10 protein-coding genes are annotated in these 16,180 nt (G+C 54.7%); 8 read left to right on the top strand and 2 right to left on the bottom strand.

The window, feature by feature from the left end; all coding sequences use genetic code 11:
• Positions 1–57 precede the first annotated feature (57 nt).
• The gene (gene ssnA, locus GJ688_RS09380) at positions 58–1,389 is read right to left on the bottom strand and encodes a putative aminohydrolase SsnA (RefSeq protein WP_155476297.1); all 1,332 of its coding nucleotides are present in this window, start codon (positions 1,387–1,389) and stop codon (positions 58–60) included.
• Positions 1,390–1,405: 16 nt separating this feature from the next.
• Complete coding sequence (gene ygfK / locus GJ688_RS09375) at positions 1,406–4,555, bottom strand: putative selenate reductase subunit YgfK (protein WP_235910887.1); 3,150 nt, start codon at positions 4,553–4,555, stop codon at positions 1,406–1,408.
• Positions 4,556–4,851: 296 nt separating this feature from the next.
• Between ygfK and dpaL the strand changes: the two genes are divergently transcribed.
• The 8 genes from dpaL (at position 4,852) to GJ688_RS09335 (ending at position 16,177) form a co-directional block, all read left to right on the top strand.
• Positions 4,852–6,075, top strand: coding sequence for a diaminopropionate ammonia-lyase (gene dpaL, locus GJ688_RS09370; protein ID WP_155476295.1), 1,224 nt, complete (start codon positions 4,852–4,854; stop codon positions 6,073–6,075).
• Positions 6,076–6,228: 153 nt separating this feature from the next.
• Complete coding sequence (locus GJ688_RS09365) at positions 6,229–8,001, top strand: sigma-54-dependent Fis family transcriptional regulator (RefSeq protein ID WP_155476294.1); 1,773 nt, start codon at positions 6,229–6,231, stop codon at positions 7,999–8,001.
• A gap of 178 nt (positions 8,002–8,179) precedes the next feature.
• Entirely contained in the window at positions 8,180–10,462 is a 2,283-nt protein-coding gene (gene xdhA, locus GJ688_RS09360; RefSeq protein WP_155476293.1) for a xanthine dehydrogenase molybdenum-binding subunit XdhA, read from the top strand.
• A gap of 31 nt (positions 10,463–10,493) precedes the next feature.
• Positions 10,494–11,375, top strand: coding sequence for a xanthine dehydrogenase subunit XdhB (gene xdhB / locus GJ688_RS09355; RefSeq protein ID WP_155476292.1), 882 nt, complete (start codon positions 10,494–10,496; stop codon positions 11,373–11,375).
• A complete protein-coding gene (gene xdhC / locus GJ688_RS09350; RefSeq protein ID WP_155476291.1) occupies positions 11,372–11,860 on the top strand; it encodes a xanthine dehydrogenase subunit XdhC in 489 nt (162 codons plus the stop codon). Before xdhB ends, xdhC begins: the two co-directional genes overlap by 4 nt.
• A gap of 291 nt (positions 11,861–12,151) precedes the next feature.
• Entirely contained in the window at positions 12,152–13,501 is a 1,350-nt protein-coding gene (locus GJ688_RS09345; protein ID WP_207708791.1) for a nucleobase:cation symporter-2 family protein, read from the top strand.
• Between the two features lie 147 nt (positions 13,502–13,648).
• Positions 13,649–14,890 carry a YgeY family selenium metabolism-linked hydrolase gene (locus GJ688_RS09340; RefSeq protein ID WP_155476290.1) on the top strand — a complete coding sequence of 414 codons (1,242 nt, stop codon included), beginning with the start codon at positions 13,649–13,651 and terminating at the stop codon, positions 14,888–14,890.
• A gap of 282 nt (positions 14,891–15,172) precedes the next feature.
• The gene (locus GJ688_RS09335; RefSeq protein ID WP_155476289.1) at positions 15,173–16,177 is read left to right on the top strand and encodes an ornithine carbamoyltransferase; all 1,005 of its coding nucleotides are present in this window, start codon (positions 15,173–15,175) and stop codon (positions 16,175–16,177) included.
• Positions 16,178–16,180 lie beyond the last annotated feature (3 nt).

Here is a 16,180-nt window from a genome sequence, read left to right as displayed (position 1 = left end):
GAACTAAACTCGAAAAAAATCCCCCGGATAACCGGGGGATAGATGAATCAAAGAGTATTAATCGGCTAATTTATCCATCCGCTCCCACAACCGCTGGGCCGCCTTGCGGGCTTTTTCGTAGATGGGTTGAATATCCATGGGGAACTCCCGGTTTTCCAGCACGACCTTACCGTTGATGATGACGGTCTTCACGTCCCGCGAATCCATGCCGAAGGCGATGTGGCCGCCGATGTTTTCCGGTGCGAGCGGTGTCGGTGAGGCATAGTCGACGATCGTCAGATCAGCCTTGTATCCCTTGGCGACCTTACCGAAGCAGCCGCCGAAATAGCGTTGCAACAGGTCGTTGCCGTTATAGAGATACTTGAGGAAACTATCGGGCCAGAGAGGACCGCCGGCATCACGGTGCTTGAAGAAGGCGAACTTGAACTCCTCGAACATGTCGCTGCCGATTCCGTCGGTGCCGAGAGCGAAGTTTTTGTACTGGGGGATTTTGTGGTTGTATCCCACGTGGTTGTTCATGTTGGAGCGGGCATTGTGGGCTAGATAAGCATCATGATCGTTGATGATCGCTACGTCGGTATCGGAGAGGTGCACGCCGTGGACGAGCAGTGCCTTGTCGTTGATCAGTCCCGCATCATATAAGCGGGGAATGATATCTTTGCCGTATTTGTGGTGGGAGTGGGAGACGTCATAGCGGTCTTCTGCGACGTGGACGTGAATCCCTCGACCGGTTTCTTTGACGGCTTCGGCCATCAACCGGAGGGCCTCGTCGGGCATAGTTACCGGTGCGTGACCGCCGATCATGGCCTCTACGAGATGGTTGCCTTTGCTCGCTTGCTTGTCGGCTTCACAGAGCTTGGCGAAATCAACGTTTTCCTGAACACCTGCCTCCACTTCAGTGAGGCCGCCGTTGCGGTCTGTCGTCTCGTAACAGGTGATCCCGCGCAGGCCCGTCTCTTCAAAGCCCTGCTTCAGCACCTTCAGCGATCCTTTGATGAAGTTTGGCGAGGCATGGTGGTCGATGACGGCGGTGGTACCGTAGCGGATGGCTTCGAAAGAGCAGATAAGGCCGCTGTAGTAGAGGATCTCTTGGTCGATTGCCCGGTCCAGGCGCCACCAGAGGTTCTGCAGGACTGAGATAAAGTCCGGGCTCGGCTTGATGCGGGCCAGGATGCCCCGGGACAAGCCCGAATAAAAATGGTTGTGGCTACAGACGATGCCCGGCATCAGGATAGCGCCATTTAAGTCAATCACCCGATCGGCTACATATTTACCAGAGAAGTTTTCTCCCACTTCCATGATTTCCGTTCCATAGATATATACGTCCATACCCGTTCGGACGCTGGGCGGCTGAAACTCGACGATGGTTGCGTTCGTTAACAAAAGCATGGGGAAGTACCTCCTGCTACTCGTCTACGTGCCCGAAGAGGGACGGCCGGTTTTGGTACAGTTTCGCGAAGAGTTGGGACAGCTTGCTCCATTCTCCATCGCAGCTATCGGCGGCGAAAGTGCCGTCCGCCAGGGCGAAGGTGTGAACTTCTCCGTTCAGCCGAACAAGTACTTGGTCTCCTTCAACGAAGAAGCCGGGGTTACGGCTGTCCTCAAAATCATTTCGCAAGCTGAACAAGGTGGGTTTATCCGTATAAGGGCGTCCTTCCCAGGGGCAGAAGCTGGCGCAGTTGCCACATTCATTGCAGTAAGCGTCAATATGGACGATCTGATAGTAGTTACGGAATCGGCCTTCGTCACTCATCGGTACGGCCACATTGGCCCGGTTCGGGCAGACTTCCACACACTTATTGCAGACGCTGTTGCATTCTACGCAGCGATGATATTCCTTGTCGCCCACGGCGAGATTGACCTCATCGCCGGCTTCCACGGGAACGTCAGACTGGGCGGTGAGGCCTTGTTTTTTGGAGGCGATTCGCTTTACCTGCTCCGCGCTAGTCGGGGAAGGGGTAAACCGGCTTGGCTGCCAGGCAGGATCTTCGATGCGGCAGATGGCGTCGGCGGCTTTGCGCCCGTCAGCGATACCGTTGACGATGGAGGAAGGACCGCGGTGAGCATCACCGACGAGGTAGACCCCTTGAAGCACCGTTTCGCAATTGAGCTTGTTCGTCTCAGGCGGCATCTTGTCGGAAGCAGTGAGTCCCAACCGGTGTAACAAGGCGTAATCGACATCTTCGCCGATAGCGGTGATCAACGTATCGATGGGGAGAGTACGCAGTTCCTCCGTCTTTTCCGGTTTCCGTCGGCCGCTGCTGTCCCGTTGTCCCAGTTTCATCACCCGGCAACGGAGCGTACCGTCAGCGTCAAAGGATTCGGGATTCAAAAGAAAATGGAATTTTACCTTGTCGGCTAGGGCGAGTTCGTACTCTTCCCGGTAAGCCGGCATTTCTTTTTCGGTCCGGCGGTAGATGACTGTCGATGATTCTACACCGGGCAGTTTCAGGGCCGTACGGCTGGCGTCCATGGCTGTGTTGCCGGCACCGACGATAGCTACATGCTTGCCGAGTTGCAAGGATGCAGGTTCGCTGTTGTAGCGCTGCAGGAATTCCAAGGCCGAAATGATCCGAACGGAACTGGAGGCATTTTCAAGGAGGAAATCTTTTTCCGCACCGGCGCCGACGGCGACGATGACATAGGAAAATCCTTGCCCTTTCAGCGCTTCCGGCGTCAGGCTGCGGTCTGCGCCAAAGTGGAATTTTACACCGTGGTCTTTGATGAATTGGATGTCACTTTCGATAGCCTCATCGCTGATGCGAAAGCGAGGGATCACATGGCGGACCGTGCCGCCGGCAGATTGACGGGGCTCAAAGACGGTCACGTCGAAGCCTTCCCGAGCCAAGAAATAGGCTGAGGCAAGACCGGCGGGACCGGCGCCCATGACGGCCACTTTGGCAGCATGCTTTTTGGCCGGCACTGCCCATTTTTCGCGATACTCTGCAAAGCCTTGTTTGACAGCGATGCGCTTCATTTCCCGGATGAGGACGCAGCCCTCGTAATCCATGCGGGTACAGTGGTATTGGCAGGCATGGTCACAGATATGACCGGTGATGGAGGGTAGGGCATTTTTCTCATAGATGAGGGCCAGAGCTTCGGCATAGCGCTTTTCGCCGACAAGGCGGATGTATTCAGGGATGTCTTGGTGGATCGGACAAGCGGTTTTACAAGGCGCCTCGGCACAGTCAAAGAGCGGCAGTGTGCCATTGATAGTCGCTTTTGCCGTGCCCCGATACTGTTTTTGCGTAAAGTCGGCTTGCAACGCTTTTTCGGCGAGGGCTGATAATTTATCCACATCGATGCGGGCCCTATCCCAACCACCGAGGTCCTCCAGCTTTGCGGCCATGGCGACGAGGCGCCCGTACCCGCCTGGCTTGAGCAGGTCTGTCGCCACGGTGATAGGCTTGATGCCCGTCTGGAACACATCGACGATGTTATGTTCGTTGATCCCGCCGGAGAAGGAGATGGGCATTTCACCGCTAAATTCCTTGCTGATTTTCGCGGCCAAGTTAATCGAAATCGGGAAGAGGGCCCGGCCGGACATGTACATTTCACCGCCGGGAAGGCGTCCTTTAAAGTTGACGGAACCGAGAGTGTTCGTCAGTTTAACGCCGAAGAAGCGGCCATGATCCTGGGCCAATCGCTTCAGCCGGTGCAGCATGGGAACGGCGTCAGTATATTGCAAATCATGATCGAAGGATTCTTGGGCCAGTTCGACATAATCGAAACCGAGGTTATCTAGAATCTGGCGCACTACCGGAAAGGTGAGCAGCGTGGGATTCAGTTTGACATAGGTCTCCATTTTCTTTTCCGTGATCATGTAGGCGCAGATTTTCTCAATCTCGGCGGGTGGGCAGCCATGCATCGTCGACAACGTCACAGATTTGCATACCTTCGGAGAGATTCGTTCGGGCAGCGATTGAATCTCCGGAAGTCGCCCTTCCAGACCGGTGCCGGCAAAAAAGCTATCATCTTTTATGATCGAGTCGAGTTCGTTCAAGCAGCGGATGAAGCAAGGGTGATCGGAAGCATCTCTCAGATCATCGATATACCGGTTCATCCGGGGAGAACAGATGCCTTCCATGTTGTAGCCGACACTCATATTAAAGAGAAAGGAGCGCTCATCGCTCGCCCGGAGGGCGAAGATCTCTTCGATCAGGTACAGGGCGACCCAGGCTTTGATGTATTCTTCATAAGCTTTTTCAACGGTAAACTCAGAGGACCATTCCGTGTTGAACCCTTCGTCTTCCGCATCGATGCAGGGTTTGGCCACGGGCGGTTCTTTTTCTTGTACCGTTTTCAGTTCAATAAATCGGCTTCCCGCTAAATAGGATGTAACGATGTTCTGGGCCAACTGGGTGTGGGGGCCAGCAGCCGGGCCGACAGCGGTCTCACAAGGTTCTCCGAAAAAGCGAACCTGTTTCGTGCCTTTTTTACGAAAAAAGCTTTCTTCAGGTAAAGAGAAAATCGATCTCTCTGTCGCATACTCCTCGAATATCCGTTGAAGCAGTTCCCGAAATGGAATCGGACGCATCATGTCTCCCAACGACATTCCCTCCTCGCGATGATCAAAGCAACAATGCCTTTGGTTACGAAAGTACTGCAAGAACTATGCCAAGTTCAAGAGATTGCAATCGTTTTCTTGTTCATCCATTATCTCATGTTTCAATGGAAGGTGGCTATTCGGAAACTAAGTAAAATCTGGGGTGCATTGATGGGGTCCTTAGCGAGCGGAGTCTTGCACCCCCGAATTAGAACAATGTTAACACCGTTAGATACATACGGGACCCCTTTGGCGCGATTCTTGCATAAGAGTGTAGACATCAATACCCCGAGGAGGAAATCATCATGGACGCAACCATTCACTGGATAAGTAACTCAATGCAAAAAAAAGGCGATGCCGGCGCTTCGACGAGCTTTCTCAGTCGCAAAGAGATTCACAAAGCCAAACAATTTCATATGAGCTTCCCTGAATACTCGGCCACACCGCTGCAAAATTTGACGGGCCTAGCCAAAACGTTGGGCATTTCAGGTGTCTATGTAAAAGATGAGTCGTACCGTTTCGGCCTCAACGCATTTAAGGTCTTAGGAGGGTCTTACGCCATCGCGCGCCACTTGGCGAAACGGTTGGGTCGGGACATCAGTGAACTCCCTTACCATGTCCTGATTTCCCCGGAAGTGAAAAGTCAGTTGGGCGAGATCACCTTCGCTACCACGACTGACGGCAATCACGGCCGGGGCGTCGCCTGGACGGCGAAACAACTCCGGCAAAAGTCGGTCGTCTACATGCCCAAAGGCTCTTCTCTCTACCGCCTCGAGAAAATCCGGGAGGAAGGGGCCCACGCTTGCATCACCGATTCTAACTACGACGACACCGTCCGGATGACCGCCGAGCAGGCCGAAAAGCATGGGTGGGTCATCGTGCAGGATACAGCCTGGGAAGGGTACGAAGAAATTCCCACCTGGATCATGCAAGGGTATGGCACCATGGCAGCGGAAGCACTGGAACAGCTGCAGTTGATCGGCATGGAGAAACCGACTCACATCTTCGTCCAAGCTGGTGTGGGTTCGCTGGCGGGTGCGGTACAAGGATTTTTCCAAGACATCTTCCAAGGTGACCGCCCTAAACTGGTCATCGTTGAGCCTGATCAAGCTGATTGTTTTTACCGTTCCGGCTTAGCTGGCGACGGCGACCCGAGAGCCGTTGGCGGTGATATGGCCACCATCATGGCCGGGTTAGCTTGCGGCGAGCCGAACCGGATCGGCTGGGAGATCCTCCGGGATTACTGTGACATGTTTGTCTCCTGCCCTGACTGGGTGGCCGCCAAAGGCATGCGCATTCTGGGCAATCCCTTAGGAACAGACCCGCGAGTCGTCTCCGGCGAATCGGGAGCAGTCACCTTGGGACTGCTCGAAACCTTCTTGCTTGATAAGCAGTATGAAACAGCTCGGGAAGCATTAGGACTTACGGCAGATTCACGAGTGCTGCTCTTTAGCACCGAAGGAAACACCGATCCGAACAAGTACCTAAGCATCGCCTGGGACGGTGAATGCCCCGTTCCCCGGGACTGACGCAAACTGCGAAAAAAATCTCAAAATTATACGAAATGCAAAATGTCCCCGCTGGTCAAACGGCGTGGTTCGTGCTAGTGTTTAGTTGAACAAACAAAAGCAATGGAACGGAAAAAGCACGAACGGTTTGGAAACGGCGGGAGGGGACCGCATATGTACAACCTTCGCGATATTAAAGAAACGGTGCAGCAGACGGCGGAAGCGATTGCCGAAGCGTTGCTGATTGAAGTGGAAATCGCCGATCGAGAACTGGTGAGGGTGGCCGGTACGGGGCGCTATAAAGAGGGCCGTGGCCGCGTACTCAAAGACGGCTTTGTCTACGGCCACATCCTGCGAACAGGCCAGCCGGTCATCATCGATAAACCGGGTCACCATGAACTCTGCCAGCCCTGCCTCTCCCGAGGCAACTGCTCTGAAAAAGCCGAGGTGGCTGTACCGATCCGGATCGAGGGAGACACCGTCGGGGTCATCGGACTCATCGGTTTTGAGTTAGAACAGGCGAAGCGGCTCCTTGGACGTAAGGATTCGCTGCTTCGCTTTTTGGAAAAGATGGCTGACTTGATCGCCGTTAAAACGCAAGAGAACCTGCAAAAAGAGCAACGGGAAACGCTCGTCCGGCAGTTAGAGACCATGTTAAATGTCTTAAATGACGGCCTGATGGTAGTTAACGCTGAAAAAACAGTCATTCATTATAACCAGTTGGCCGCCCAGATGACCGACATGGTGGCAGAGCAAGAAGTCTCCCTATCCCAGATCATGGATGAGAAAAAGCTCTGGAAGTCCATCGAGAAGGGGAAACCCTTTTCCGGCCAGGTCAAGGGACGGCGGGCTCCCTCCCAGTGGTACTGTGACGCCGTACCGATCAATGGCGACGGTGGTGAAGAGACCGTAGAAGGCGCCATCATCATCCTCAAAGATGTGCAAGAGATCAAGCGCCTCGTCAAAGACACCACCGTCAGCGACATCGCCACCGAGTTTTCCCAGATCATCGGCGAAAGCAGCAAGATCAAGGAACTGAAAGAGCTGTCCTGCAAAGTGGCTGCCGGGAATTCGACCTTGCTGATCCAGGGCGAAAGCGGCACCGGAAAGGAACTGCTCGCCCGGGCGATCCACCAGAGCAGTACCCGTAGCCAACACTCCTTCATCGCCATCAACTGCGGCGCCATCCCGGAGACACTCCTTGAAAGCGAACTTTTCGGGTACGAAGAAGGCTCCTTCACCGGGGCCAAGCGCGGCGGCAAACTAGGCAAGTTTGAACTGGCCCACAATGGCACGATCTTCTTAGATGAAATCGGTGACATGCCTTTACACCTGCAAGTGAAAATACTGCGGGTTCTGCAGGAACGGCGCGTGGAGAAAGTAGGCAGTTCCCGGTCGACCCCTGTCGACGTCCGGGTCATCGCCGCCACCCACCGAAACCTTGAAAAAATGGTGGCGAGCGGTGAATTCCGAGAAGACCTCTATTACCGGTTGAGCGTCATTCCCCTGAACATCCCCCCGCTGCGGGAACGGCCCGAAGATATCCCCTTGTTGATCGAGCACTATTTGGAACATTACTGTACCGTTCTCGGGAAAAACGTAACCCGGCTGACACCCGATGCAGCCTTGCTGCTCAGCAAGTACAGCTGGCCGGGAAACGTGCGGGAGCTATCCAACGTCATCGAGTATGCCGTCACCATGGCTATCGGCGGATCCATCACTGTCAAAGACTTGCCCAAACGGATCAAGACGGAAGAGCCGGCGAAAGTTCAGGAAAGCTGCCTGCACTTAAAAACCTTAGAGCGGGAAGCGATCGCTAAAGCCTTGCAGGTGGCTACATCGGAGGGAAGCAAGGATAATGCCGCTCATCTTCTCGGGATCAGCCGGGCCACCCTCTATCGTAAGATCAAAGAGTACAACATTGCCGAACATAAACTATTCTCTTAAAAAAATCTCACAAACCGACAGAAATCTTAAATCGAGAGTCTCGTCTCGAAATGAGACGAATTGCCTTAGCTGCCTGTGCGTAAGAAATAGCAAGAGCGTAATCGTTTCAAAATGCACCAAAGTGTCTCATCTTGAGACAGTGCATCTAGGTTCAAAAAATCCAGGGAGGTAAGACTGCATGGAAATCGTGGGTCGCAGCATCACACGGGTCGATGCCGTCGCCAAAGTAAAAGGCACGGCCAAATACGTCGACGACCACTTTGTACCCGGCATGCTCCACGCCAAAGCTTTTCGAAGCACCATCGCCAATGGTTGGGTCAAAAGCATCGACGTGAGCAAAGCGAAAGCGCTGCCTGGTGTCGTCGCTGTCATCACGTATGAAGACGTTCCTGCCCACACCTTCCCCACAGCCGGTCACCCCTACTCGAAGGATCCTTCCCACCAGGACGTGGCTGATAGAAACCTCTTAACCCGCCGTGTCCGCTACGTGGGGGACGAAATCGCCGCCGTCATCGCTGTCGACGAACTGACAGCGGAAAAAGCGCGTCAACTCATCGATGTTGAGTACGAAGAGTATGCACCGGTCCTGACGGCAGAAGCGGCCTTGCAGCCAGGGATACCTGAAATTCACGGGGGCACCGGCAATGTGCTGGGACGAGGCGGCTATGAGGTAGGCAACATGGCAGAAGCGGTGGCCGAATCAGACCATACCTTTGCCGACGAGTTCTCTACCCAAGTCGTCGCCCACTGTGCCATGGAAAACTACAGTGCCTACGCCTATATGGAAGAAAACGGCCGCATCGTCGTCGTCTCATCGACCCAGATCCCCCATATCTGCCGGCGGATCGTCGGTCAGGCGCTCGGTATCCCCTGGGGACGAGTTCGCGTCATCAAGCCCTACATCGGCGGCGGTTTTGGCGGGAAACAGGATACGGTCGTCGAACCGCTCGTCGCCTTCTTGACGACGAAAGTACACGGACGACCGGTCAAAATGGAATTGAGCCGGGAAGAGACCTTCATCTCGTCGCGGGTGCGCCATCCCTTCCAGTTCCGCATCGAGACCGGCGTCAAGAACGATGGAACGCTGTCCTTCCGGAATCTTGAAGCGATCTCCCTCAACGGAGGCTACGCTTCCCACGGCCAGTCCATCGCCAACAACTGTGGCACCAAGTTCCGCCAGCAGTACCGGCAAAAAGCGATCAAGTACAGCTGTAAAACCTTATACACGAATATGCCTGCTGCCGGCGCCATGCGAGGCTACGGCGTCCCCCAAGCCATGTTCGTCATGGAAAGCCATCTCGATGATATCGCCCGGGCCTTAGACTTGGATCCGGTGGAAATTCGCCTGAAAAATATTCCCGAAACCGGTCATAAAGATCCCTTAAACGGCATCGTCGCCCTAAGCAACGGCCTAAAGGAGTGCCTGGTAAAGGGCAAGGAACTGATCCGGTGGGATGAAAAGAAATCGAATAGAGCGAACCAAGCAGGCACAAAGCGCCGCGGATTGGGTGTAGCTTGTTTTAACTACGCCTCTGGAACTCATCCGGTTGGGCTGGAAGTCGCCGGAGCCCGCATCGTCATGAACGAAGACGGCTCGGTACAACTGCAAGTCGGTGCCACCGAAATCGGCCAGGGCAGTGACACCGTGTTCAGCCAAATGGTCGCTGAGACCATTGGAATTCCCCTATCGATGGTACATATCCTTTCAGAACAAGACACCGATATCTCGCCCGTTGACCTCGGGTCCTACGCTTCCCGGCAGACCTACATCACCGGTATGGCTGTGCGCAAAGCTGCCGAAGAGATCAAAGCAAAAGTGCTCGATTACGCCTGGGGAATGACCGATATTCCCGCCCAAGTTATGGACATCGTTGACGGCTGGATCGTCTACAAACACAACGGTGAAAAGATCACTCCCTTGAGTGAAATCGCACTCGATGCTCATACCGATGTGGTTCATGCGAAGCCCTTTACGGCGGATGTGACCAATAACGCCCGCGTGAACGCCCTCGCCTTCGGTTGTACCTTCGTGGAAGTGGAAGTGGACATTCCCACAGGCAAGGTGGAAATCCTCGAAATCTACAACATCCACGACTCCGGTACGATCGTCAACCCGACATTGGCCGAAGGCCAAGTCCACGGCGGTGTGAGCATGGGATTAGGCTATGCCCTCTACGAACAGATGCTTTTCGATCCGAAGACCGGAAAGCCGCTCATCCACAACCTTCTCGACTATAAACTGATGACCGCCCTCGATACGCCCGAAATCGGGGCTCACTTTGTAAATACCTTTGAGCCGACAGGTCCTTACGGGGCGAAAGCCCTCGGTGAACCGCCAGCGATTACACCGGCACCGGCGATTCGCAACGCCATTTTGGATGCGACCGGTGTCAAATTCAATGATCTGCCCATGACACCGCAGCGGCTGATCGCCAAATTCCAAGCAGAGGGCCTGATCTAGTTGGAGGGTCAGAAGTAAGGGAGGCATATTCATGTACGACATCGCCCGTTACGAAGAAGCCCGGACTGTTGACGAAGCCGTGGCCCTCCTGGCGGCGAATCCGAACGCCCGGATCATCGCCGGCGGCACCGATGTGCTGATCCGGATCCGCGAAGGACATCAGCCATCGGCTGAACTGGTGGGCATCCGCCATATCGAAGAACTCTCGAAAATCGAACTTCTCTCCGATGGCACCTTATCTATCGGAGCGGCGGCAACATTCAGCCGCGTCTCCAAGCACTCCTTGATCACTCACCTCGTTCCCGCCTTAGGCGAAGCCGTGGAGACCGTCGGCGGTCCTCAGATCCGGCGGGTAGCCACCATCGGCGGCAACGTCTGCAACGGTGCCACCTCTGCCGACAGCGCCTCGACGCTCTTCGCTTTTGACGCGGTGCTGCAGATCCAAGGTCCCGAAGGGGTACGCCTCGTACCGATCCGGGAGTTCTACCGCGGACCAGGCAAGGTCCATCTCAGTCAGACCGAGGTGTTGACCGCTATCTTAATCTCACCGGAGAACTATAACGGCTTCGGCGGCCACTACATCAAATACGCCATGCGCAAAGCCATGGACATCGCCACCTTAGGCTGCTCCGTCAACTGCAAGGTTGGTGCAGGCAACATCGTAGAAAAAGCCCGCCTGGCCTTCGGCGTTGCCGCCCCGACACCGATCCGCTGCCCCGGCGCGGAAGCCCTCGTAGAAGGAAAACCTTTTAACGCCGCCCTAGCCGATGAGTTCGGTAAAGCGGCTGCCGCTGAAATCAACCCGCGCACCTCCTGGCGGGCGAGCCGGGAATTCCGGCTGCACCTGGCCGAAGAGTTGAGCAAGCAGGCCTTGGTCCAAGCGTTCATCAAGGCAGGGGGGAAGGTACAATGACATCGACCATATCGGGAAGAACCCAAAAAATCACCTGCACGATCAATGGCGAAGCCGTAACGATGGATGTCGATATCCGGGAATCGCTGCTCGATGTGCTGCGTAACCGCCTTTACCTGACCGGGGCCAAAAAGGGCTGCGGTGTCGGTGAATGCGGCGCCTGCACCGTCTTGATCGATGGAGAAGCTTATGACTCCTGTCTCTTTCTCGCCGTCTGGGCCGACGGAAAGCACATCCGCACGATTGAAGGCGAAGCCAAAGAAGGCCAACTGTCTAGAGTGCAAGAGGCTTTTGTGGAAAGCGGAGCCGTCCAATGCGGATACTGCATCCCTGGCTTTGTCCTATCGGTGACGGCACTGAAGGAACAAAACTGCCACTGTGACCGGGAAAGCCTGAAAAAAGAGCTTTCTGGGCATATGTGCCGCTGCACGGGATATCAGAACATCATCAAGGCGGCGGAGAAAGTATTGACCGAAGAGAAGTAGCCTAGTTGACGGGAAGGCCAAGTCTAGTTCGTCTCATCTTGAGATACATGTATCGTTTTCATACGGCTGAATATCTCAAAACTCCAGACTTTTGGTATCACCTTGAGACGAAATCGCAAACATTTGTAATTATTATTGCAATTGCGTGGTTGGCATGTAATTTGCAATAGATAAGACCATAGTTGAATCCGACGGAACAGGGAAGCGGAAATGCAAAGGGAGGTCGATAGGAGGGTTCCCGACAGGTACAAATAGCGGTATGTAAAAACGTGAGGAATGAGGTGCAACTCAATGCAGCAGGGAAAACACCCAGTTGACGAAATGCTGCCACTAGGTCAATTGTTTGCCTACGGCTTGCAGCACGTGCTGGCCATGTATGCGGGTGCCGTAGCCGTCCCGTTGATCATCGCCAACGCTTTGAAACTCAGCACAGAACAGCTTATTTTCCTCATCAACGCGGACCTTTTTACATGTGGTATTGCTACCATCATCCAGACCGTAGGCTTTTGGAAAGTCGGTGTCCGAATTCCCATGATCCAAGGGGTCACCTTTGCCGCCGTTACGCCCATGATCATCATCGGCACGACACAAGGGTTACCGGGGATCTATGGTGCCATCATCATTTCTGGTTTAGTCACCTTCTTAGCAGCACCGTACTTTAGCCGGTTGCTTCGCTTTTTCCCGCCGGTCGTCACAGGCACGATCATCACAGTCATCGGGATCACACTGATGCCGGTAGCGGTACGGTGGGCCGGTGGCGGAAACCCGGCGGCACCGAACTTCGCCGAACCCCTCTACTTAGGCCTCTCCTTGGCGACTCTGGTCCTGGTCCTGTTCTTCTACCGCTATTTCAAAGGTTTCATGAGCAACATCGCCGTGCTGCTTGGACTCGTCGGCGGTACCGCTCTTGCGATTCCTTTCGGGTTAGTGAACTTCTCCGAGGTGGGAAAAGCCGGCTGGATCAGCATCACCACCCCCTTCTGGTTCGGCATGCCTACTTTCGATATTGCCTCGATTGCTGCTATGGTCCTGGTCATGCTCGTCGTCATGACAGAGACGACGGGTGATTGCGTCGCCATCGGTGAGATCATCGACAAACCGATCACCCAGGACGATTTGTCTCGTTGCTTGCGGGCAGACGGGCTGTCGACGATTCTCGGCGGGATCTTAAACAGCTTCCCTTATACGGCTTTCGCCCAGAACGTGGGGCTTGTCGGTTTGACCCGCGTACGAAGCCGCTTTGTCGTAACTGCTGCCGGGGTCATCCTCGTAGTCCTGGGACTTTTCCCTAAACTGGCTGCGGTGATCGCCGCCATTCCCGCTCCAGTTCTCGGCGGCGCCGGGATCGCTATGTTCGGCATGGTCGCCGCAAGCGGCATCAAGACCTTGTCGAAGATCGAATTCGAAGGCACCCATAACATCATGGTTGTCGCCATCAGCATCGGTCTCGGCCTGATCCCCCTGGCTGTGCCGACCTTCTATCAAAAGTTTCCTGGCTGGACGCAGGTCATCTTAAACAGCGGCATCACTGCCAGTAGCCTCATGGCCATCGTCTTGAACGCAGTGCTGAATGGTACCGGAAAATCGGCGGAACAACTGGGCGGCAAGCCGGTGAGCGCCGGGATGCATAGCAGTAAATAGGTTGCCGCGATAGCATTTCTCCGGTTACCTCCAAATTGTATCTACTCAATCAGTCCGCCAAGCAATGGGTTCATTATCATGCTCCATCTTGTCCGAACCTCGGACAGTGGATATAAATGTCAAACGGGTTATAAGGAGATGTAGGTTTTGGACAAGTTTACGGAGGTACTGAAACTCGCGGAGAAGTACCAACCGGACATGACACGGTTCTTACGGGATTTGGTGGCCATACCGAGTGAAAGTTGCAACGAGAAGGACGTCGTGCTTCGCATTAAAGAGGAAATGGAGAAGGTGGGCTTTGACCGCGTCGACATCGATCCCATGGGTAACATCCTGGGAACGATCGGCCGGGGCAAGCGCGTCATCGCCATGGACGCCCACATTGACACAGTCGGTGTCGGTAACCTCGATAACTGGCAGTATGACCCCTATCAAGGTTACGAAGACGATGAGATCATCATCGGCCGAGGAACGAGCGACCAAACAGGCGGCATGGTCTCCATGGTATACGCCGGCAAAATCATCAAAGACCTGGGCCTCGAAGATGACTACACGTTAGTGATCGTCGGTTCCGTTCAGGAAGAAGACTGTGACGGTCTCTGCTGGCAGTACATCATCAATGAAGGTAAACTCCGTCCCGAGTTCGTCGTCATCACCGAACCTACCGACGGCAAAATTTATCGCGGCCAGCGGGGCCGGATGGAAATCAAAGTCTCGACCAAAGGCATCAGTTGCCATGGCTCTGCGCCGGAACGGGGAGACAATGCCATTTACAAAATGGCAGGCATCCTGACGGAACTCCGGGCGCTCCATGAAAACCTACAAGATCATCCCTTCCTCGGAAAAGGAAGCTTGACCGTATCGGAAATTTTCCATACCTCGCCGTCCCGCTGCGCTGTGGCGGACAGCTGCTGGATCTCCATCGACCGCCGCCTCACCGCTGGCGAAGATGCGGAACTGGCACTGGGACAGATCCGCAACCTGCCGGCTGTGAAAGCTGCCGGAGCCGTCGTCGAGATGTACACTTATGAGCGCCCCTCCTACACCGGCTTGGTCTATCCGACCGATGCCTACTTCCCCACATGGCTGATTGAAGACGGCCATCCTGTCTGCGGCACTTTGGAAGACGCCTACAAAGGCCTTTTCGGCACCGAACCGGTCGTCGATAAGTGGACCTTCTCCACCAACGGCGTCTCTATCATGGGCCGCTACGGGATCCCTTGCATCGGTTTCGGACCCGGTCATGAAGACCAGGCTCACGCGCCCAATGAGCGCACCTGGAAAAAAGAACTGGTCCAAGCGGCGGCTATGTACGCTGTCATCCCGAGCATCTATGTGCAGCAATATGCCGAGAAGATGCCCGAAGATACGAAAAACCTGGTCGAATAATCAAGGCAGAAACAGCTCGTATCCCCTGGACATAAGCTCTGGCGAAAAATTGCCCCCATCGACGCGGCAATTACAATTGACCGGTCGATCATGAGCACGGTCGCCCTGCCAAAGGGGCGGGCGACCGCCCCCAAAACATAGGTACGTCAATGTGAGACCGTAACCATACGGTTGTCCAAATAAAAAAACATGATCCCGGTGAAAGCTGATACTGCATTCACAGATCATGACATAAAGCTTCACAGAATCCTAAGAAAAACTACCACGAGGAGGATTTTCACGATGCAATCCATTTTCCGCGGCCGTCACTTCATCAACCTGGAAGATTTCAATAAAGAAGAAGTCGACACTATGCTTGAGGTCTCCTTCGACCTCAAGAAAAAGTTTGCCATGGGCGTCCCTACGCCGTACCTGCTCCACCAGTCCATGTTCCTCATGTTCTTTGAACAGTCCACCCGGACTCGGAACTCCATGGAAGCCGGTTTCGCCCAACTAGGCGGCCATGCCGGATTCCTCGACTCCAGCAGCATGCAAATCGCCCACGGCGAAAGCGCCAAAGATACAGCCATCATCCTGTCCCGCTTCGGCCATGCCATCGCGTGCCGCTATTGCAACTGGGGATACGGCAACAAGTACCTGACCGAAATGGCTCAGTGGTCCACCGTGCCCATTATGAACCTGCAGTGCGACCTGTACCACCCCTTCCAAGCCCTGGCCGACCTGATGACCATGAAAGAAAAAATCGGCGATCTCAAGCGCGTGAAAGTCTCCATCATCTGGGCCTACGCCGAAAGCCATAAAAAGCCCATCTCCGTACCGCTCTCCCAAGTGCTGCTCTTCCCCCGTTACGGTATGGACGTCTGCCTGGCCCACCCGAAAGGCTGGGAGCTTCCCGACTGGGTTATTGAACAAGCCAAAGCGAACGCAGCCCGCTACGGCGGTACCGTCACGGTGACCAACAACGAAGAAGAAGCTTACGAAAACGCCCATATCGTCATTCCGAAGAACTGGGGATCCTGGGTCAACGACCAGACCGGTGCTTCCATTGCCGGGGCGACCAAAGTCGTCGACGACAAGCTCATGGCGCAGAAGTCCTGGAAGTGCACCGAAGCCAAAATGGCGACGGCCGACAAAGACGTCATGTACATGCACGCGCTGCCGGCTGACCGCAACAACGAAGTAGAAGACTCCGTCATCGACGGCCCTCATTCCATCGTTTACGATGAAGCAGAAAACCGCCTCCACACTGCCAAAGCGGTCATGACATTATTAATGGGTGGTCGGTAATTC

Source organism: Heliobacterium mobile (genome assembly GCF_009720735.1).
In the GTDB taxonomy this organism is placed as follows: domain Bacteria; phylum Bacillota; class Desulfitobacteriia; order Heliobacteriales; family Heliobacteriaceae; genus Heliobacterium; species Heliobacterium mobile.
This window is presented reverse-complemented; position numbering and strand designations above follow the sequence as displayed.

What these genes read in the sequence shown, in the direction of transcription:
- ssnA (WP_155476297.1), bottom strand. Translation starts at nt 1,389, where the DNA reads ATGCTTTTGTTAACGAACGCAACCATCGTCGAGTTTCAGCCGCCCAGC.
- ygfK (WP_235910887.1), bottom strand. Translation starts at nt 4,555, where the DNA reads ATGTCGTTGGGAGACATGATGCGTCCGATTCCATTTCGGGAACTGCTT.
- dpaL (WP_155476295.1), top strand. Translation starts at nt 4,852, where the DNA reads ATGGACGCAACCATTCACTGGATAAGTAACTCAATGCAAAAAAAAGGC.
- GJ688_RS09365 (WP_155476294.1), top strand. Translation starts at nt 6,229, where the DNA reads ATGTACAACCTTCGCGATATTAAAGAAACGGTGCAGCAGACGGCGGAA.
- xdhA (WP_155476293.1), top strand. Translation starts at nt 8,180, where the DNA reads ATGGAAATCGTGGGTCGCAGCATCACACGGGTCGATGCCGTCGCCAAA.
- xdhB (WP_155476292.1), top strand. Translation starts at nt 10,494, where the DNA reads ATGTACGACATCGCCCGTTACGAAGAAGCCCGGACTGTTGACGAAGCC.
- xdhC (WP_155476291.1), top strand. Translation starts at nt 11,372, where the DNA reads ATGACATCGACCATATCGGGAAGAACCCAAAAAATCACCTGCACGATC.
- GJ688_RS09345 (WP_207708791.1), top strand. Translation starts at nt 12,152, where the DNA reads ATGCAGCAGGGAAAACACCCAGTTGACGAAATGCTGCCACTAGGTCAA.
- GJ688_RS09335 (WP_155476289.1), top strand. Translation starts at nt 15,173, where the DNA reads ATGCAATCCATTTTCCGCGGCCGTCACTTCATCAACCTGGAAGATTTC.